The organism is Dictyobacter sp. Z7_2 (assembly GCF_057551105.1).
The window spans coordinates 2,683,505-2,703,070 of record NZ_BAAJPE010000002.1; the positions used below are offsets into that span (position 1 = coordinate 2,683,505).

The window sequence follows — 19,566 nt, forward strand, 5'->3', positions numbered from 1 at the left end:
TGGCGCTATTTCTTACGAGTGACTGGAACATCGGAAGCAAGTGCCCAATATTGTTAAGATAGGGATAAAAGCACCTTTTGCCTACGGCGTCAACGCTCACCGGCGTAGCGGCGCGGCTCCGCCGTGCTGTCAGCAGCTCGTACGATAGCTTTCCCCATGGTGTTCCATTGAGATATCTTCTCGTTGTGGAGCGTTTTGTGTGGCGTACGTGAGAGAGACGCACCCGAGCCGAATCATACGAGTCACAGACAGCACGGCGGAGCCGCGCCGCTACGTCTACTGGCTTGCTCTCTGGCGGAGATGCGTCATTCTGGATGCAAGCTACTGTGATGGGATTTCGGCCTGGCGCTGCTCCAGGCGTGCGATGGCGTTTTCGGTGACTTCCAGGCCGGCTTTCAATACCGCTTCTTTGTATTCGCGGACGAGGAGCTGGTATTCTAAGAGATGGGGACGCTTAACTGGTCGGTTACCGTATTCGCGCAGTGCCCATTCCATGTGTTCGAGCTGTTTTAGCAAGCTTGCGTGATGATCGCGCAGGTGGATGAGCGCGACGTCATCGGTCGTCTCGCCACAGAAAAAAAGCTTGGTCAAAAACTCGTCTTTGGTGAAGCGCTCAGGTACCTTTTCTTGTAACCAACGCATGATTTCTTGCTCGCCCATGGCTGTCAAACGATAGACTTTCCGGTTTGGACGGCTGGTCTGGACGATGATCTCGGCTTCGATCAGGCCCGCTCTGTGCAGGTTCTTGAGTGTGGTGTAGATCTGACTGTTGCCGGCGTTCCAGTAGCTGGCGATTGCTCGCTCAAAGGTGCGTTTGATATCATAGCCACTCAATGGACGGGTCCAGAGTAGGCCAAGCATGATGTAGCGTAACGTGTTACGTGAAGGGCCTTCGGTCTCATTGCCTTCGATAAATATGTCTGATTGTTCGTGCATGGACTACTTCTCTCATCTGTTAACCTGAATGAAATTGTTGTGGCGTATTATAGCACCTTCCCGTGGAATAGTCATGCATAGTGGATTGCTGGTTCTCCTCCTGCGAACGCTGGTTCGCCGTGGGTTTTCTGGAATATGTTGATTCTGCCACTACAAAGATAGTATCTGGCATACACAATGAGTTAAAATAGCTTTGGTGGATAGGATTTATATGAATCGTAAATGGTGGATGCAAGGTTGCTGATCTGTATCGCATTTGTCTCTGTATCTCGCTCTGACAAACGTGTATAAGATAGAGAAACTGAAAATTTAACGAGGAAAGAAATTTATTATGGCTGAAGCAGAACAGACTGTGGTTGTCGGTATTTTTGAAGACCGTAAAGCGGTGGTGGGAACCTTTGATGCGTTACTGAAAGCTGGCTTTCAGGAAGAGCAATTGGGTTTTGTGGCACGTACTCATGAGGAACATATTGCCAATGCTCAGCATCACATCAAGCATGGATACGGCGTACGTGCGGTGACACGCGGCATTCTGGGAGGTATCTTGGGGGCTGCTGATATCTTGTTGGTGCCGTTTATTGGCCCGACTGATGCCTCTAACGTTTTTGCGACTGCGCTTCCCGTGACGGAAGAGGCGCTGGACCGTCTGCCATTCCCTGGTTCGCGTGACGAGAAGGAGCCCCTGGCTCGTCCTGACGATGCTTTGCGCTCAGGAGAACATGCTCCATTGACCGATGATACTGTATCTCAAGCCGATGATGCAATTGATGAGGAAGATGAGTCTGAAAGTGTTGTGGAAAAACGCATCTTGCATGAAGAGCGGGAAAGCGCGGCCGCTGGTGGTGTGGTCGGTGGCGCGTTGGGAGCAGCGGCGGCCGCGTTAATGTTGCCCGGGGTTGGCTTTGTCGTGGCTGGTGGTATTATTGCTGCGGCACTTGGAGGTGGCGCTATTGGTAGTGTGGCCGGCAGTTTTCTTGGGACGCTAACGGAAATGGGTGTTCCTCATGAAGATGCTCGACGCTATGAACATGAGGTGAAGGCTGGTCGTACGGTTGTAACGGTGCGAGATGCCTCCAGGCAGCAGGAGGCTGCGGATATCTTGCGGCAGCAGGGAGCTGTCGACGTTCAGGTACATTAAGTTTGTGTCCATTGTCACGCTTTTGGGTGCGGGATTCTCTTTGTTGCTGTGATATGTGGCAAAGAGAATCCCGCTTTAGAGGAATATCTCTGTTAGAATTTCTTTATCATATGAGGGGCGTTAAAAAGTATATACTATATAGAATTGTTCAGCAGAAATGACCCCCACAAGTCCCATTTATTTGCTCGTCATGATACAAGATGATATGATTAACCTCGAAAGTAACTTCCAAAAGAGGGTGGTACATATGCCATGCAAGGAAGGAGCGAGCCGCAATCATGCTAAATTTTACGACCTGGTTCCACGTAGATTGTTATGGAGGTATCGCGTGTTGTTTATTAGCGATGTCCCTCACAATCTGTGTGAAAATGGTGCGTCATCATAAAGGGATTGGCTATCACTTCGCTGTTACGATGGTACTCTGCTTATTATCTGCGCTATTATTAACGCCAGCTATACTCTGGTTTCATGTCGGTTCTTACAGCACGCAAGTGCAAAAAGTGTCTGCCGTTGTGACCTGGGGTGCGCTGGTGTATGTCTTTGTCTGTGGTTGGCTGATACCTCTGACTGCAATGAGCGTCTATTTTTTTTCCACCCGCTCTCGCTCGGCCAATACTCCTTCATCTGGACAGCCACCAGAATCTACGCTTCATCCGCCTCGCTATCAAGCTGGACAGGTTCTTCCCTATGTATTTGCCGACGATATACCATGGGGCTGGCTTGAATATAAAAATGGGAATTTCCAGGGACAGCGTCTGGCTCTAAAGCGTGTCGTGGCAACACTCGGTCGCGAGGAGAGTTGTGATATCTGGCTGGATGATGATCTGGCCTCACGCTTTCATGCCGAGCTGGCCTGGTATGAGGGGAAGTGCTGTTTGACAGATTGTGGCAGCATGAACGGGGTGATACTGAACGGCCAACGTATTTATGGTTCGGTCTTTGTCGAAGCCGATAACCTGATCGAGATTGGTGCACAACAGTTCAGCTTTTTGCCTGCAACGAAAGAAGATGTCTTAAAGGATCAATATGATCCTCTCGTGCATCACACCTGGCGCTCATCACTTGATCTTCAGAGCAATGTCTGGCCTGCCGCCGTTGATCCTCTCTCAAGCCCATATGCGACTCCTCACCTCTCAGTGGAAACCGATCAGGTCTTTCAGATTCATGGTTCCGAGCAGGACTATGGCTATCTTGTCGTGCAGCAGGGCGAAAATATAGGGCAGCGTTGGACGTTGGATGCTCCCGTGATGACTGTTGGATCCGGCGAAGCGTGTGCGATTGTCCTGCATGACGCATCTGTGGCCCCGGTTCATGTACAAATACTGCGGCGTCCTGAGGGATTATTTGTGCAGGATGTGGCTGGCACATATGGAACTTTCATCAACGGAGAGGCGATGACAGCTCCTCAATCGCTAAAGGTGGGCGATGTATTGGGCCTGGGCAATGTTCTGCTGGCATATGGTCAGATCGCACAGTTGCCGAATACGACTATGCCTCCTATCCCAATTGCTAAATCGATGAATGGTCCAATGCCCTTACGCTTGCCGAGCAAGATGAAGCCGTACTAAATAAGTTGCTACGGATGGATTTACCATTCAACGTCAACGTTGTTGAGGGGATGTAGCGCTAGAATCGGTCGTCCATGGCCGGGATATAAATAGTGGACCTGTAAACTGCGCAGCACACGTAATGTCTCTTCTAATTGTGCACGATTGCTACTGCCTCGCAACAACGGCGCTCCTCCCTGAATTGTAATCACGGAGTCTCCACATAAAAGTTCTTGAGTAAATGGATTATATAAGCAGAGGCTCTCGGGTGTGTGTCCGGGACTGGCGATAACGCGCCAGTTTGGATGCCCTGGTAATCCCTTTACGTCTTCTAACCAGATATCTACCATTTTATATTGGCGCTCATAGATGGGTGGAAAAAGATCAACATGTTGCAATGGACCCGTTAAAAAATGTTCAGCCAGATGCGCAAAGCTAGGAGCGCTTCTCCTCTCGCGCATATCTTCATGTGCCAGATAACGCACGATGGCTGAGGCGGCGACGGGGGCGGTACAAATCTTGCGTAGCGCCTCGACACCGGCTGTATGATCAGGATGCAGATGCGTCAGGACGATCAGGTCAATATGTGAGAGCGGTCGTTGGAGTATTTTTTGCAGATAGAATTGAATCTGGCGGACGTTTAGTTCTGTTCCCGGGTCGACAATGATAATGCTCTCTTCATTAAGTAGATAGGTATTGGCCATAGAAAAGCGATCAGTAATAGTATGAACCTGACGTAATTGAAGTGTAGATGTTTCACCTTGTGACTGATCAGCATAATCAGAGTTCAAGTTATTCCTCCGGTAATCGCATTAAGAATGTACCTATATCCTAGCATTGAGGTCAAGAAGGTAATGCAATTTTGGAACGAATATGGTACAATGAGATGAGTGGTTCAGGAAAAAATCCAGTTTGGTATGGAAAATCCAGCCCCCGGCTTCCGTTCCGTCTTCCGGTCGCCCAGGAAATCATAGCCCAACAACCACCAGGAGATGTATGACTATTATACACTTGGATCCCTGAACGAATATATCTCTTGTCTATCACCACTGTTTAGTCGTTTGTAGAGCTCAGATGGAACGTGTTAACTCAAGAAGAGGAAAGTAGACCCATGATGTTTAATGAGGGGTATCGAGATCGTGTACTTGTTTGCCGCGATTGTGGAAATGAATTTACTTTTACAGCCGGTGAACAAGAATTTTATGCCAGCAAAGGTTTGACAAACTCTCCATCTCGATGCTCAAGCTGTCGTGCAGCACGTCGCGGCGGCCAGCAAAATGCTCAACGTTCTCCACGTGAGCAGCACGAGGCCGTTTGCGCTAACTGCGGTCGCGCAACCACCGTTCCCTTTATCCCACGAGAAGATCGTCCCGTGTATTGCAGCGATTGTTTCCAGAGCCAGCGTGCCTCCAATCCTCGTCGTGATGATTCCCGTAGCTATGGCAACAGCAGTGGTTATGGCAATAGCTATGGCAACAACAATGCTTATGGCAATAACAGTGGTTATAATGACAATTACAGTGGTGGTCGAGATCGACGGGAACGTCGAGATCGTTGGTAATTTTTCATAACCCAAAAGTAAAACAGTAAAACATTCTGAGACAGTAGCAAGGATCAGTGTCGGTGTATGTATCTATACGATGTCTGGTCCTTGCTTTTGTGTGTCATAAGTTGTAATGGTTTTCTCCATCAGGGAAGACGATATGATATACTTATGGGGAAATTATACTCTTTGGTTTGTCCTCATACTGGAGGTTTTGGATTCGATGACGTTTACCAATTCTGGCTCGCAGCCAAATTACTCATTTGTGATTCCCCATATTTATACAAAAGCACAGGTGCGACTGACTGGCCTGGGTACATATGTGCCGAAAGGCGTGATTACGAATGAGTTTTTCGCCTATATTTCTACACGACTTGGCAGCCCGCGCAACTCGGAAGACCTGGAACGCGTCACAGGTCTGGAGACGCGACATGTGCGTGCCAGCACTCTGGCTCATTGTCGCGCAATGGCTGGAGCGGATGCTCCTGGCTTGATTGATGATCCAACGGCTCCACGCGAGGAGTCTCTGGTCGATATGGCTGTGATTGCGGCCCAACGTGCTCTGGCCAGCGCAGGATTGCAGGCGTCGGATATTGATACAGTTATCGGTGTATCTTCATCAGATAATGATGCGTTTCCCACAATTGCTGGTATGGTCACGCTGCGTTTGGGCTTAGGTCCTTTGCGCTCCACGATGCTTAAGGGAGCCTGTGCCTGTCAGACGGAAGGTTTTCAGGTTGCGGCTGAAGTGCTGGCAGCCAGTACCGCTCAACGCGTTCTGCTGGTGGCAACCGAGGCTCTGTTACCCAATATTATGCATGTGCTGGATTGGAAAACAAGCTCGCTCTTTGGCGAGGGCGCGGCAGCTTTTGTGATCGAACGCGGCGATGAGGATACCTATGTGATTAATGGGTCCGATGCGCGCCAAGCACAGGCTCTCATGTATCAGTCTCCATTGCGTAAAGATGCTGTCGATATGGCTGAGATAGATTTAAAGATCCATCAATTATATAAAGAGGGCCTGGGACAGGAATTGAGTCAGCTGCTCTCACAATATATGGTCGGCTATACTAAGATGAATGGCAAAGAGGTCTATCGTGAGGCTCCCCGAGCGATGGCTGAATGTATCGATGCTCTTTGTCGTCAAGCTGATCTTGATCCCAATGAATTGAGCTATATAATTCCCCATCAGGCCAATTCACGTATCACGCGGCGCATGGGCGAATTGCTGGTGCGCGACTTTGGTTGGCCCGCGTCGACAATGGAGAAGCTGGTAGATAATTTCCGCTATTATGGAAATCTCTCTAATGCCAGTATTGCTCTGGCGTTGGTGGAACTCCTGCGACAGGATCGTTTACAGCCCGGACAATGGATCGCTTTACCCGCAGTCGGCGGCGGCCTGAATTATGGTTGCTGGCTGTTGCGCTACCACGGCCTGAAGAATCCCGATGCTGTTCTTAATCCCGCTTAATTAACGGCCGTTTTTAATGGGTGTGTGCTTGCGTGCGATGTCCCACTCGACGTACGATCTGGCAGGCCAGTGTGGGCGCGCCGAGTGCCAACTGTCTCGTACGAGTCACTGGGACATCGCACGCAAGCGTGCGACGCTACGAGGTCTTCGCTTCGCTCGACCTTTTTCTGCTTGCCTTTCAGGGCAAAATAGGTGGCAATTTGCCTCCATAAAATATCCTGACATTCAAACAAGTCCTCGCTCATAGACGTAGTGAAGTTCGCTGCCAGCTTTGTATTCTGCACTGTCAAAAGCGTCACGCACCAGCAGCGTATTTGGGGCATAGACACGTATATTGTCTAAACCTGTCTGTGTAAGGTGGCGGCGTAGCTCATATGCTATCAAGCTGAACGCTTCACTGGCTGTGCCATCGATATAGCCAACCGAAAAATGTTCTCCCATACCATAGTGGATCTCCTCGGTGATGGCCAGACCATCCAGACGATCCCAGCGACGCAGGAGATATATCTGCTTCTGCGCAATTTTGTGCTCTAAAAATGAAGAGGTGATAGGCTTCCCTGCAAAGCGCATAAAGTAGAGGCCACCAACCAGAGGGAAGATATTTGATGTATTGAGGTAATCAATGATGGCGTCTAGGTCTTCTGCGGTGGCTGGTTCAAGCGTTTGTTGTGCGTGGTGCCGGGAATCCGTAGCATAAGGGGTTGCGGTATAGAGTGAGAAATCTCCAACACGCTGCATGTGGATGCTTTCGGCCAGAGACATTGAGGCTGTGTTGTTAGAAGCGACCGCCAGACGAACTGTAGTAGCTCCACGCTGCATGGCGGCTCCCATCGCGGCCTCGCTGAGTTTCCTTCCAATCCCTTGCTGACGATATGCTGGATTGACGCGTAGTCCCTCTAACCATGCTTCCGTCGCATCAAGCATCTCCATATGCACAACACCAACTTGCTCCTGATTGATGATGGCCACGAGAAGTTGCCCCTGCGGATCAATCAACCATTCCTCCCAGGTGCGGTCAATATAATCTCCCCATTCCCACGTTTGCGTGCAGAAGGCAAGGATGGTTTCTCGATCGCTGGCCTGCGCTTGTCGAATCTCTATCTGTGGCATCGGAACTCCTTCTTGAAAACACCTTATACACATCTATTTTATGACGGAAGAGTACATAGTACAATAGACGAACAAGCATTTTAAAATGCTTGTTCGTCCAAATAGCGCTGGTGAAGTACTTGAGGTTTTCTGTGTACTAGTTGTGATCGGTTTCGCTTGTTGGTTCAGGCGTGCTTTGCTCTGATGAGGTGGATGCATCATCCCGGGCTGCCTCTTCATCAAGGGCTTTGGCTCTGGCTACAGCTTCGTGCAACTCTTCCTCTGCTTTGGCTCTGGCTACAGCCTCGTGCAGCTCTTCTTCAGCTTTAGCTCTGGCTGTCTGATCGACGCGAGCTTCTTCAAGCACTGCTTCGACCACTTCTTCAGCGTCGGCTTCCGTGAGCGTTTCATCAGATACTGCTTCAGCGACCTCTTCTATAAGTGCCTCATCGGCGGTGGCTTCAGCGACTCCCTCAGCCACGGCCTCGTCGGTTGTCGCGTCGTCAAGCTCATCGCTGATGGCTTCGACGAGTTCCTCTTCGGAGGTCTCTTCTGCCACAGCATCTTCAATGTCAGCTTCAGCTATCTCTTCAGAGACTTCATCATCGGGATCGTCATCGAGGTTCAGGCTCTCATCAGTAGTATCGCTAACAAGGTCCTCGGCGAGTTCTTCATCAGCAAGCTCCTCGTTAATAGCTTCTTCGATCAGGGCCTCTTCGGTTGTCTCTTCGGTAAGGTCCTCGGTGAATTCAATGTCTGCCAGTTCCTCGGCGAGCTCTTCATCTTCGCGTGCCTCTTCCTCAATCTCGTCGGCGACCTCTTCGAGCAGAGCTTCATCAGTTATGTCGTCGGTAGTCTCTGTGGGGGTGGTTTCCGTAGCTGGATTGTCGGTGGGTTCTGTGGAGGCAGTTTCCGTGGCAGCAATGTTGGCGATCTCTTCTTGTAATGCTTCTTCGGCCACGGCTTGTTCAATTAACTCGTCAGCAACTTCTTCGAGCAAGGCTTCAGCAGCTACTTCATCAGCAAAAGCGGCATCTTCTAGAGCCTCGGCTACTTCATCGGCAAGCGCTTCTTCTTCTAGAGCCTCGGCGATATCATCAATAAGAGCGTCTTCCGCCACAGCCTCAGCGATTTCCTCGGCGAGCGCTTCTTCGGCGACTTCCTCGGCGATGGCTTCTTCAATAATAGCTTCAGTGACTTCCTCGATAATGGTTTCGGCGAGCGCTTCTTCAGCTATCTCTTCGGCAATGGATTCCGCAATTACCTCTTCAATAATAGCTTCAGCCGTCTCTTCATCACTGGCCTCAGCTGCTTCCTGCTCTTTTTTTCGGGCTTTGCGCAGAGACTTTTTGCTGGCAGACTTTTTATCACTTGTCGCCGTTTCTGATGCCTTTTGTGCAGGCGTTTGAAGTTCAGAGAGATTATTTTCAAGTTCCTGGAGCTGGTCGTTTTGTGCTTTTAAATTATTTTGAGCCTCCTGGATGCGTTGCTCGGCTTTTTGAATCTCTCTTTTGGCCTGCTCAACTTTGAGCATGAGCTTGGCTTCTTTTTTGGCAGATTTTTTGCGCTTTTTTAAGTTGTCTTCTTGCGCTGAGGATTCTTTATCCTGGGGAGATGTTTTTGTCATGGCTTCTTCCTTATATGACTATGTCGTAGAAGATAGGATCTATACCTTATACGACACGAACAGAATCGTTGTTCCGTCTCACTTTTATCCAGAATGTATGTATGTTTGGATAATAGCATCTACGCAATACAATTTTGAGTGGTAGTGGGTAAGCATTAATATGTACTTATTATACATTATTGATGAGTTGTGATGCGATACGAATCTATGTGATAAACTCAAGAAAACCTATTTTATACTTGCAGTGGAGAGGATGTTCTTCGATTCTATGGAAGTTAATGATACAACTGATTATCAGCGCTGTTTTGCTTGCGGCCAACAAAATCCCTTCGGCTTGAAGATGATTTTTCAGGCGGATAATGATACGATTGTGGCCGATTTTGTTCCAGGTGAGCAACATCAGGGTTTTCCCGGTGTGATTCATGGTGGGATTATCGCTACTGCTTTAGATGAGGCTCTCAATCGCACATCTATGCTCTCTGATAGTCCTGCCTGGACTATGACTGGACGCCTGGAGATACGCTATCGACGTGCGGTTCCTTATGGTCCTGTGTTGCGTGTCCGAGCTTTTTTACAATCCCAGCGGGGAAGGATGCTCCAGGCCACTGGCAAGCTTACTCTGGCTGAGGATGAAACAGTTGTCTTTGCGGAAGCGCAAGGAACATTTATGGCCCTCGCTCCAGAACTTCTGGATACTGTCATGAAGGATTATCCCGCTATGCGGTCCTTCTTCGAAAATGTCCAAAAGTAGCGTCGTACGCTTGCGTACGATGTTCCAGTAATGCGTATGATATGGCTCCCCAGCGTCGGGTGACGAGATTGAGCGTTTCGTACGTCGAGTGGAACATCGTACGCAAGCGTACGACGCTACAATTATTGTGTCTCTGTCGGTGCGACAGGACTCGTCGGAGGCGGCGGCACCAGTGCGGCAACCGCTTGTCGAGCTGATTCTAGTTGATACGGTGCGATGGGAGCACCGGTCTCTTCCATGATTGAATGTAAGCGTTTGATATCGATGGTTTCGTAACGGCGTAGATCCTGAGCTATACGTTCCAGGGTTGGTCGATAGGTTGTCAGTAGGTTAACCGCCTCTTCATATCCTGTACGGACAATGCGATTGACTTCTTCATCGATCAATTCGGCGGTCTCTTCACTATAGTCGGAAGGGGCTCCAGTGTCGCCACCGCCCGAAAATGGATTTTCTCGCTCGCTAAACGAAATCGTGCCGATGCGCTCACTCATACCCCAGCGCGTCACCATCTGACGTGCGATCTGAGTCACGCGCTGTAGATCGTTTTCAGCACCAGTCGTAATGCGATCAAAGATCACTTTCTCGGCGGCTCGTCCACCCAGTGCTGTCACAATCCGAGCCAACAAGTATTCTTTCGAATAGTTGTAGCGATCATCCAATGGCGTGTACATAGTCACACCAAGTGCTTGACCACGAGGTACAATTGTGACTTTGGTGACTGGATCAGTTCCTTCAAGCAGGAGACCTGTCAGAGCGTGCCCACCTTCATGATAGGCAGTCACATTGAGATCGCTATCGCTTAAGACCAGCGGACGCTCGGCTCCCAAGAGAATCTTATCCAATGCCTCGTCGAAGCAGCGCTGATCGACGTCGTCACGATTACGGCGGGCTGCCAGCAAGGCTGCCTCGTTGACGAGATTGGCCAGATCAGCTCCCACCATGCCAGTGGTTGAGCGGGCAACTGCGACCAGATTGATATCTTTGGCCAGAGGCACTTTACGCGAGTGGATCTTGAGAATCGCCAGACGACCGTTCCAGTCAGGACGATCAACGGTGACGCGACGATCAAAACGCCCTGGACGTAACAGCGCTTGGTCCAATCCGTCGGGACGGTTCGTGGCCGCTATGACGACGACCGCTTGCCGATTATCAAAGCCGTCCATTTCGACCAGTAGCTGATTTAAGGTCTGCTCGCGCTCGTCATTGGTGTTAATACTGGAACCTCGCTGACGACCGACGGCATCGATTTCGTCGATGAAGATGATACTTGGTGAGGCCTTTTTGGCCTGATCAAATAGATCTCGTACACGACTGGCTCCCACACCGACAAGTACTTCGACGAACTCGGAACCTGACATGGAGAAGAAGGGGACGCCCGCCTCTCCCGCGACTGCACGTGCTAAGAGCGTTTTACCTGTTCCTGGAGGGCCTACAAGTAAGACACCACGGGGGATTTTTCCGCCCAGGCGCTGGAACTTGGCTGGCGTCTTCAAAAATTCGACTACTTCTTGTAGCTCGTATTTGGATTCATCAACACCAGCAACATCCGCGAACGTCGTGCTGGGACGATCTTCCAGGATCAGCTTGGCTCGGCTTTTTCCAAAGCTGAAGATGCCTTGCTGCCCCTGCGATGAGCGGCGCGTGAGGAAAAGGAAAAGTCCAATCACGAATATCAGCGGCGCAAAATCAATGAGCAACGTGAGCCAGATAGAATTATCAGGGGGTTGCTGATAGCCGAACGCGACATTATGTGCATACAGTAAGTCGGTCAGCTTTGTATCGCCGTTCGGTAACTGGTTGACCGTAAACTGTGACTGATTCTTGACTGGCTGTATGAATGTTCCTGTAATTGTGCTCGTGCCGTTGATGGTGACGTTTTTGACGTTATTCGCATTTACTTGTGCGTAAAAGTCGCTGTATGACAGCTGCTGTGGTTGAGTCCCACTGTTGCTGCCAAAATTATTGCTGAAGATAGTGTATATGTAGACGACAAGCATGACACCAACAAGCACCAGTAACCATCTATTGATACTGTTCGATGGGCGTTGTGGTGGAGTTTGTCCATTCGGCCGACCTGTAGGGCCAGGACGCGTTGGCTGTCTATCGTTGCCGTTCTGTAGCCTGTATACATTCTCCGGCGGTTTTTCCATTGCAAATTACCTGCTTTCTTGGCCCTTGACATGCATTACCATTGTATTTTGTATGCATACGGAAAATACGCTAGGCCGTCTTATGGTAACACCTTATATTATATCTCACTGATGGCGGAAATGCATCACATATGTTAAGGAGATGATGCTTTTATCAGTGATCTGTCCTCACTGATGACGTTTGCACCTGAGTACGAGACTCTTGCTGCTTTTTTGCAGATGACCCTTTTTCACTTTGCTGTGAGAGGTCATCCCAGGCACCACCAGACCAACATTCCTCTACCCAACAGATGAAGCTACTATTCTTGTCTATATTACGCTGATTATATATCCTGCGTTGCATTCTTCTCAGCTTTGAGTACTGACATTCTCACGATCATGATCCAGCACGCCATTTGCTACCCAGCCAGAAGCCAAAGGTGCGGGTATGTGTGTGTCTGCCGGGAGGTGAGGCGCTGTGATGGCCCCGAGTTCTGCCTATCTGATCCATGCTTTCCTGCCAGATGGTGACTCGTAATCCCAGCGCCGGCTGCATGCGCTTGAGTGCGATGCGTGCCAGCCGGCCGATAGGCGAGCGTAATACTGGTCGACATCTCCGATAGAGCTGATATTGCGCCGCTTGAGAACCTAATTGCAGCCAAGCTGTAATCCAGCCGATGATCTCGGTTGGCGTCAGCGTTTTGAGCGCCAGCGCATAAATACGCGGATAATATCTGGGCATCTGGAGCACGATGCGTGTGTAATCAAGCCAGCCAATACGATCTTTGAAAAAGTCGTTAGTGACTTGAGGACCGAGATCCTGGAGGACATGACAAACGACGTTCAGAGTCTCGTTGACTTGCCATCCTGGCTCTTGCTGAGTCGGTTGGGCAATCATAAATTTGCTGAAGGCTCTGGCGACGGCTGGGACTGCTTCCGAAGCTCGAATGTGATTAAGATCTTCTGCCCGCAAGCAATTGCTCTCCAGCGCCTGAGCCAGCAGCGTGGTGATGCGCTGGACGTTGCGTACATAGGAGCCAAAGCCACAAAAGGTCAATGGCGACTGAAAGGCGGCTGCGTCTCCCAGCGAGAGAACCCGATCGTAGGCAAGCACTTTCTGTTCCGCTTGCCAGGGGAGCGTGATGTTATATCCCGCCGGAATAAAACCATAGACGGGTTTGAGAATCTCGACCTCGCTGGTATCTTTATAGCCGGGTAGCAGGGCGAAGAAATCATCAAACAGGGCCAGTAGATCGATCTTACTCCCAGCCTCTGCATAGTAGAAAAGGTAGATCGCGACTTGATCGTCGCGACCCGGAAAGGCTTCCCAGATCAATTGGCGACCGTTGCGACTGTCTTCCGTGGTGACCAGCACCTCACCGCTGTTGGGATCGATCGCATCTGTCGTTGATCCTTGCTTGTAGCGATGCGCCACGGTGCCTACGGTCGGACATACGAGCGAGAATGGGCGTCCACAATTGAGCTGACAAGCGATCGGTGATGTTGAGCCCATGCCATCAATAAGTAAGCGGGCTCTATAACTATGATGCGTCCCGGTGGCGTCGCTGACGTCAATTGTGACACTCGCCTGAGGCTGGACGGCACATTGGATAAAGGTTGTGTTGTGAAGTATGACGTTGGCTCCGCCTGTCTTCGGCTGATGCTGCTGGATCTTTTCTACACAGAGCGCTGTGAGTTTATCGGCGTCAATGGCGATATTCAGGACATCCTGGAGATGCAAAGCGGCGGCTGGCTCGTGGATATTTTCTGCATGAAACCTGATAATGCCATCCTGATACTCGCGTTGGATGACTGTTTCAAGCTCGGCTGGTGTTAATAATCCCACATCGAGCAACTCCTGAATCTCGTCCCGTGAAATATTCCACTCGCGATGTACCGCTCCAACCGTGAAACGATCAAAGATCAGCACGCGCAAACCATAGCGTCGGGTCATGATCGCTGCGTTGAGGAGATTGAGTCCGCCTCCTGCATAGATAATGTCAAACGTATCGTCTGGAGGAATCATAGGACGCTCTTCAGTCACAACCACTTCTCGATAGCTGCGCTTGTCGCCAGCCAGAAGCAGATGTTGCCAACTCCGATTGAGATCCTGAAGGCGCTTGAGATGGATTTCACCTTGCGGGATGCGGGCGAACGCTTGCGCAAGGTGTGGATATTGGTTGGCGAGTTGCTCGATGGATGTTTGCATGAATTACTTTTCTCTTAGAAATGTCCGAACAGCAGTTATATAATCATGATATTGTTCACGACGAACGTTGTGTCCCGCACCTGCGAGATGGACCAGGGTACCATCTCGCCAGCTTGCGATGGCCTGTTGCGCGACCTCCTCGGTAACGATCGATCCCCGCGCTGGATCACCTGTCAGGAGCAGCGTTGGCCTTGTCAGGGATGTGACGATGGCTTGCCAGCTATTTGTTACCTGAGCGATGTGATCCGAGAAAATTTCGATATGAAACTGCGCCTGTGCTTCAGCCCATGGAATTGCCTCCTCCCGAGACCAGAGAGGATGAAACTCGATGGCTTCCTCGATGCGTTCATCGGATGACAATTTTTGAAATTCTCGTAATTGGCCTTCCCACAATTGCATCCCTCTATCCTCCTCATCGGATACTGGTGGCGCACTGATGCCCATCCAGGGAGGATCTTCAAGCACGAGGCTACGCACAATGTCAGGATGGCTCTCTGTCAGGCGAGCGGCGACATGTGCGCCCATTGAATGTCCCAACAATGAGACTTGTCCTAAAGCCAGCGATTGTATCACCTCGAATACATCTGAGACCAACAAATCTGTAGTAAAACCGGTGACTGGAGCGTCAGAGCGTCCATGTCCACGGGCATCAATCATCGTAATGTCATAATCAGACTCCAGCACTTGAGCCGTAGGAGTCCAACATAATCCACTATCAGTAAAACCATGTAGCAGCACGAGTGCAGGCTTGTCTCCACCAGTCCGATAATAACGTAGATTGACTCCGTTGGCAAAGACAGATCCTTCAGACCATTGTGACATGTTTCTATTCTCTCCTGAAAAATTTATTATGTGCCTGTGTGATTCTATCATCTTTGTTCCGGTCTCATTCGGAGATGGATGAGATCGTTTCAGGAGCAGGCTTTTCTCCTATGGTAATAAACGCGTGCCAGCGCCGGCTTTGGATCTGTTGTGAGCGGCGGCTCAAACCAAACTGCTCTAAAGGAATGAGATTCCCAAATGGCATACCGGGTAACTCTCTGGTAGTAAATACTGTTGAGCTATCTGCATTGCTCCCTGTCCCAGATGCCTGGTTGGTTGTGGATGTTGTCTGATCGCGTGCAAAGGTGGCTGAACCGTAAACCAGCCATTGAATCAGGAGCAGGCATCTTTGCAGTGGACTGGTCGGTTGTAGATGTGCGCCTTCGATGATGATGACTCTGCCACCAGGTCGTAGCACGCGCTCAATTTCTGAGATGGTATCAGCATCATGAATGTAGTCGGAAGGGAACGTACTCACGACTGTGTCGAAGGTATGGGATGAGAAAGGGAGCTTTTGAGCTGATCCCTGGATGACCCAGGATGGCACTCCAACGTGGCGACGTTTCAGGGTCGCACGTGCAGCGGCAACCATCTGAGGAGATTGCTCGACCGCTCGACACATATAACCAGCCTCTAACATATCCGCCAGCAGATCTCCTAGCCCGCACCCCAGTTCCAGCACATCGTGTCCATGGAGGCGAGAAAAGATCAGGCTCTGCCAGACACGCCACTGGCCCGCGAATGGGACGGTGCTGGCGAAGCGATAGAGATAACGATTTTTATAGAGTGTCTCAAAGAATAGCTTGCGTAGATGTGGTGTCATAATGACTTGTACTCCTACAAATAGCATCTGTGTTGGTATGGAGAGATCGCTGTGACAATGAGGAGTCAGAAAAAAGCCAGGTTGTTTGTCTCTAAGCGCCCGGATGGGATTAGAGAGACAAACAACCTGGCCTTCTTTACTCACTTCTCCCTTGTGGACAGGTATGCGATGAAGCATGGCGTCCACAAGGGAGAGATGCTTTATTCTTCCTTGGTGTTGGAGAGGATATCATCAACCAGACCATATTCTACAGCCTGCTGAGCGGCGAGGTAGTAGTTACGGTCTGAGTCCTGCAAGATGCGCTCGGTCGTTTGGCCTGTATGATGGGCAAGGATCTCATAAAGGCTACGGCGTAAGCGTAGAATCTCACGGGCGGTGATTTCGATATCGGCGGCTTGACCTTCGGCACCACCCAAAGGCTGGTGAATCAGCATCGTGGCGTTAGGTAAGCAGTAACGCTTATCTTTGGCACCACCGGCCAGTAGGACCGCACCCATGCTCATAGCCATGCCCATGCACACAGTAGAGACGTCGGGGCGTACCCACTGCATGGTGTCATAGATCGCCAGGCCAGCGTAGATGCTTCCTCCTGGGGAATTAACATACATACTAATATCTTTGGTTGCATCCTCACTCTGGAGATACAGCAACTGTCCGACGACGCTGTTAGCGACCATATCATCGATTGGTGTACCGACAAAGATGATGCGCTCTTTTAACAGGCGCGAGAAAAGATCCGAACCGTATGTGCCACGAGGCGTGGTCTCGACGACGTTAGGAATAATGCCTAAAGGCTCCAAATGGTCGCGAGATTCTCTAATCCATTTAGGATCGCGCGGATCGAATTTGGTCATGTTCGCTCCTTACTTATCTATAACGATCAATTCCTGGCTGGACCAGAAATGGACCGTTGTTTAAAATGAGTGTGCAGAGGAAACCCACGAATGGGGGACGTTTACCGTTATGATAGCACTTACGAGATGCGAGTGCAAGAAAGGATGTCCTTAACCGCATTTCTTGAAGAATGTTCGGTAATGAGTGCTGATAAGGCCTGTCATCTACCCAACATTCTGCAAGAACTTCAGGGGCATCTTAAGCGCGGCGGCTTAGCGTCTTCTGACCTTTTGAGGGCGGAAATCGCGGACGCGGTCCATGTTTACATTTTGGACGAGTCCGCAGTCATTTAAGCGCGAGCGAATACGCTCATCGATCCCCTGCATCCCTTTGGGGTTCGCGGTGACCACAGTGGGCATGCTCATGTTATAGCGATAGTTCAGGAGCTGAAACAGCTTCTCATTCGCCCAGGAGGAGCTCTGCTGGGCTCCCAGATCATCTAATACCAGCAGTTCGGCCTCGCGCATTTTTGAGAAGAGCTGATCATAGACTTCGTTGGCTGTAGGTGCAAAGGCAGCGCGTAAGTGATCCAGGAGGTCAGGAACGGCTTCAAAGAGCACGACCGCACCTCTATCGAGGCTCTGATTGGCGATTGCCGCTGCCAGATGTGTTTTGCCACAGCCATTGGGACCAATCAGCACCAGCCAGCCCTCAGGATCATCTGAGAAGTACCTGGCCGCATCATACGCCTCCTGCACACCGGCAGAATGTAAATCGAAGGTGCGGAACGTTTGCGCTCGGAAAGCATCCATGTTTGACATATCGCGCAGCTGTTGACGCCTCTTTTCTTTGCGTTCGTTCTCCTTGCATTCGCAAGCAATCGGTTTGCCAAAGTTGGGATGACCAAAGATGACGTTGGATCTCAGGTAGCCAGCACCTTTGCAGATCGGACAGACCTCTTTGGTTGGTACAACCTCTTTAACTACTGGTTGCTCCGGGGTTGTAATTGGGTCTTCGCTTGGAAGCGCGGCAGAAGTATCGGGGCGTGTAAATCTGGCTGCATACGCGAGAGAACCACGATCGTGAGCCAGTTCAGCGATGCTATTAGGATTCAATGGCTGTGTGACGCGTTGCTGTGTTGTCAGAGCAGCAAGCTTGCGCGTGCCTTGTAGATTGCGTGTGTTGCGTCCCTGTGCCTCTGGCTCTACTTTGACACGTGGACGACTTCCCCGATCTTGCGGGGCAGAATATGTTGCAGCTACGTCGAAGGCCTCAGTATCTTCATCTTCGAAGTAGTAGTTGTCGCCATCTTTTTCCCAATCTCCGTAGCCCATACCATCCTGTTCCCACTCCTCGATGGCATCGGCACGCAGGCTGGGCAGATTCGCCGTGTAGGCATCCGGCGGACGCTGCGGGTAATATTCGTTGTTGCTGGTTGGATGCGGCTGCAAGGGCTGAATCGGTGGTTGATCCCGATGCGGTTGAGGCATCGCCTGGTACGAAGAATTAGTTTCTTCAACCGTTCTCCTGGCTGGCGCGGGCGTGTACGTGGATCGGCTATCCCGTGAGATAGGTGTCGTGTAGGGTGCACGATGCTCTGGATTCGTGGCTCCCGTGTCTTCGCCGGGACGACGCTGCTGAAAACGTGTGCGTGATAAAGGAGATGAGTTCGGTTGATATGATGGTGGTGCCGAGCTCGCTGGATATGGTGACGGCGCAGCATCGGGATTATTTTTGTTTCTCATGCGCATTTGATTGTTGGCGGCAGCACGGCGCAGCGCCGGGTCTTGCGACTGTGGCGCTCGTGTGCGTGCTCGTTGCTCGGAAAGAGGTTGTTGCCGCCCACTTCGGTCAAATATTTCATTGAGGCGCTCCATTAGTGCCTGCCTTCCGTTTCCCAGCGCCTGAGTATGGCGCGAATATAACTCCATTTACGTTTGTTTTGCTCGACAGCTTCACGAAAAGCTGCCTCAATCCATTCCTGGGGATAGTGATCGGCTGCGTCTTTTAACTCATCCGCGATCATTGGTGATAATAAGCCAATATTTTGCTCATATAGTACAAAAACATTTGGACGTTCTATCTCAATGTGCATAGGGTGAATAGTATTGTTGTAGCCTATAGAACTAGCATACACACCCGCTGCAACGACCAGTTGATTTGTCTGCTCGACTGGCTGCTCGTCGCGTGCCAGCTGGGTGGCCGGAATCATCTCACCTCCTTGTAATTCTGCTACGACTTTGCGGCTGCGGGAAGTATTAAAAAAATACCAACCAATAAGTTCTTCTCCCCCTTCACCCGCCAGACGTAGATGCACCTTCAAGAGTGTTCCACGGGCCAGCGCCTGTTCAAGTCCAAGCCGTAGGCGCTCCTCCGGCGGACGCGGATCACCTCGACGCTTCAAGCTACGCAATAGGATATGATCATTCGTGAGATCATGTTCACTCACGCAACGAGGGTTACCTCGCTGCTTGGCTAAGAGATAGAAGAGATGGAGCGTTACTTTGAGCTCCGCACTATCTTCTATCTCTGGTAATAGTTGTGTAAAAAAGACTTCTGGGATAGGCACAAACGGATTTTTTCCGGCTGGAAAGCCTGGAAAGCCAGCAGTCTCAGCAAAAGTTGTCATCAAAAAGTCACCCCCAAT

The 19,566-nt window shown here is 50.4% G+C and carries 18 protein-coding genes; 7 read left to right on the forward strand and 11 right to left on the reverse strand.

Annotation, left to right across the window (positions count from 1 at the left end; translation table 11 throughout):
* Positions 1-77: 77 nt before the first annotated feature.
* On the forward strand, positions 78-212 hold the full coding sequence (locus tag AC27N8_RS24785) for a hypothetical protein (RefSeq protein WP_487070411.1): 135 nt from the start codon (positions 78-80) through the stop codon (positions 210-212).
* Between the two features lie 109 nt (positions 213-321).
* On the opposite strand, the gene AC27N8_RS24790 is transcribed toward AC27N8_RS24785, so the two are convergent.
* Positions 322-936, reverse strand: a complete 615-nt coding sequence (locus AC27N8_RS24790; RefSeq protein ID WP_487070413.1) for a PadR family transcriptional regulator — start codon at positions 934-936, stop codon at positions 322-324.
* 331 nt (positions 937-1,267) lie between these two features.
* Between AC27N8_RS24790 and AC27N8_RS24795 the strand changes: the two genes are divergently transcribed.
* Both AC27N8_RS24795 and AC27N8_RS24800 read left to right on the forward strand, forming a co-directional pair.
* Complete coding sequence (locus AC27N8_RS24795; protein ID WP_487070415.1) at positions 1,268-2,074, forward strand: hypothetical protein; 807 nt, start codon at positions 1,268-1,270, stop codon at positions 2,072-2,074.
* A gap of 278 nt (positions 2,075-2,352) precedes the next feature.
* Positions 2,353-3,642, forward strand: coding sequence for an FHA domain-containing protein (locus AC27N8_RS24800; protein ID WP_487070417.1), 1,290 nt, complete (start codon positions 2,353-2,355; stop codon positions 3,640-3,642).
* A 20-nt stretch (positions 3,643-3,662) separates the two neighbouring features.
* Here the strand turns inward: AC27N8_RS24800 and AC27N8_RS24805 are convergent, their stop codons facing one another.
* Positions 3,663-4,412, reverse strand: coding sequence for an MBL fold metallo-hydrolase (locus AC27N8_RS24805; protein ID WP_487070419.1), 750 nt, complete (start codon positions 4,410-4,412; stop codon positions 3,663-3,665).
* Positions 4,413-4,732: 320 nt separating this feature from the next.
* Here AC27N8_RS24805 and AC27N8_RS24810 point away from each other — a divergent pair, with 320 nt between their 5' ends.
* From AC27N8_RS24810 to AC27N8_RS24820, 3 genes are all read left to right on the forward strand, one after another.
* A complete protein-coding gene (locus AC27N8_RS24810; RefSeq protein WP_487070421.1) occupies positions 4,733-5,182 on the forward strand; it encodes a zinc-ribbon domain containing protein in 450 nt (149 codons plus the stop codon).
* Between the two features lie 205 nt (positions 5,183-5,387).
* On the forward strand, positions 5,388-6,635 hold the full coding sequence (locus AC27N8_RS24815; protein WP_487070423.1) for a 3-oxoacyl-ACP synthase III family protein: 1,248 nt from the start codon (positions 5,388-5,390) through the stop codon (positions 6,633-6,635).
* Between the two features lie 32 nt (positions 6,636-6,667).
* On the forward strand, positions 6,668-6,847 hold the full coding sequence (locus AC27N8_RS24820) for a hypothetical protein (RefSeq protein WP_487070425.1): 180 nt from the start codon (positions 6,668-6,670) through the stop codon (positions 6,845-6,847).
* A gap of 13 nt (positions 6,848-6,860) precedes the next feature.
* On the opposite strand, the gene AC27N8_RS24825 is transcribed toward AC27N8_RS24820, so the two are convergent.
* Positions 6,861-7,745 carry a GNAT family N-acetyltransferase gene (locus tag AC27N8_RS24825; protein ID WP_487070427.1) on the reverse strand — a complete coding sequence of 295 codons (885 nt, stop codon included), beginning with the start codon at positions 7,743-7,745 and terminating at the stop codon, positions 6,861-6,863.
* Between the two features lie 136 nt (positions 7,746-7,881).
* Positions 7,882-9,351: a coiled-coil domain-containing protein gene (locus tag AC27N8_RS24830; protein ID WP_487070429.1), complete on the reverse strand. Its 1,470-nt coding sequence runs from the start codon at positions 9,349-9,351 to the stop codon at positions 7,882-7,884.
* 268 nt (positions 9,352-9,619) lie between these two features.
* On the opposite strand from AC27N8_RS24830, the gene AC27N8_RS24835 reads away from it, so the two are divergent.
* Positions 9,620-10,102, forward strand: coding sequence for a PaaI family thioesterase (locus tag AC27N8_RS24835; protein ID WP_487070431.1), 483 nt, complete (start codon positions 9,620-9,622; stop codon positions 10,100-10,102).
* Positions 10,103-10,224: 122 nt separating this feature from the next.
* Here AC27N8_RS24835 and ftsH read toward each other — a convergent pair whose 3' ends face one another.
* The 7 genes from ftsH to AC27N8_RS24870 form a co-directional block, all read right to left on the reverse strand.
* Complete coding sequence (gene ftsH, locus AC27N8_RS24840; protein ID WP_487070433.1) at positions 10,225-12,252, reverse strand: ATP-dependent zinc metalloprotease FtsH; 2,028 nt, start codon at positions 12,250-12,252, stop codon at positions 10,225-10,227.
* 376 nt (positions 12,253-12,628) lie between these two features.
* Positions 12,629-14,440 carry an NAD(P)/FAD-dependent oxidoreductase gene (locus AC27N8_RS24845; protein WP_487070435.1) on the reverse strand — a complete coding sequence of 604 codons (1,812 nt, stop codon included), beginning with the start codon at positions 14,438-14,440 and terminating at the stop codon, positions 12,629-12,631.
* Between the two features lie 3 nt (positions 14,441-14,443).
* The gene (locus AC27N8_RS24850; RefSeq protein WP_487070437.1) at positions 14,444-15,262 is read right to left on the reverse strand and encodes an alpha/beta fold hydrolase; all 819 of its coding nucleotides are present in this window, start codon (positions 15,260-15,262) and stop codon (positions 14,444-14,446) included.
* A gap of 64 nt (positions 15,263-15,326) precedes the next feature.
* Positions 15,327-16,085 (reverse strand): class I SAM-dependent methyltransferase, encoded by a 759-nt coding sequence (locus AC27N8_RS24855; RefSeq protein ID WP_487070439.1) that lies wholly within the window; start codon positions 16,083-16,085, stop codon positions 15,327-15,329.
* Between the two features lie 200 nt (positions 16,086-16,285).
* Positions 16,286-16,939: an ATP-dependent Clp protease proteolytic subunit gene (locus tag AC27N8_RS24860; protein ID WP_487070441.1), complete on the reverse strand. Its 654-nt coding sequence runs from the start codon at positions 16,937-16,939 to the stop codon at positions 16,286-16,288.
* A 252-nt stretch (positions 16,940-17,191) separates the two neighbouring features.
* Positions 17,192-18,850, reverse strand: coding sequence for an ATP-binding protein (locus AC27N8_RS24865; protein ID WP_487070443.1), 1,659 nt, complete (start codon positions 18,848-18,850; stop codon positions 17,192-17,194).
* Positions 18,796-19,548, reverse strand: coding sequence for a DnaD domain-containing protein (locus AC27N8_RS24870; RefSeq protein ID WP_487070445.1), 753 nt, complete (start codon positions 19,546-19,548; stop codon positions 18,796-18,798). Before AC27N8_RS24870 ends, AC27N8_RS24865 begins: the two co-directional genes overlap by 55 nt.
* Positions 19,549-19,566: the final 18 nt, after the last annotated feature.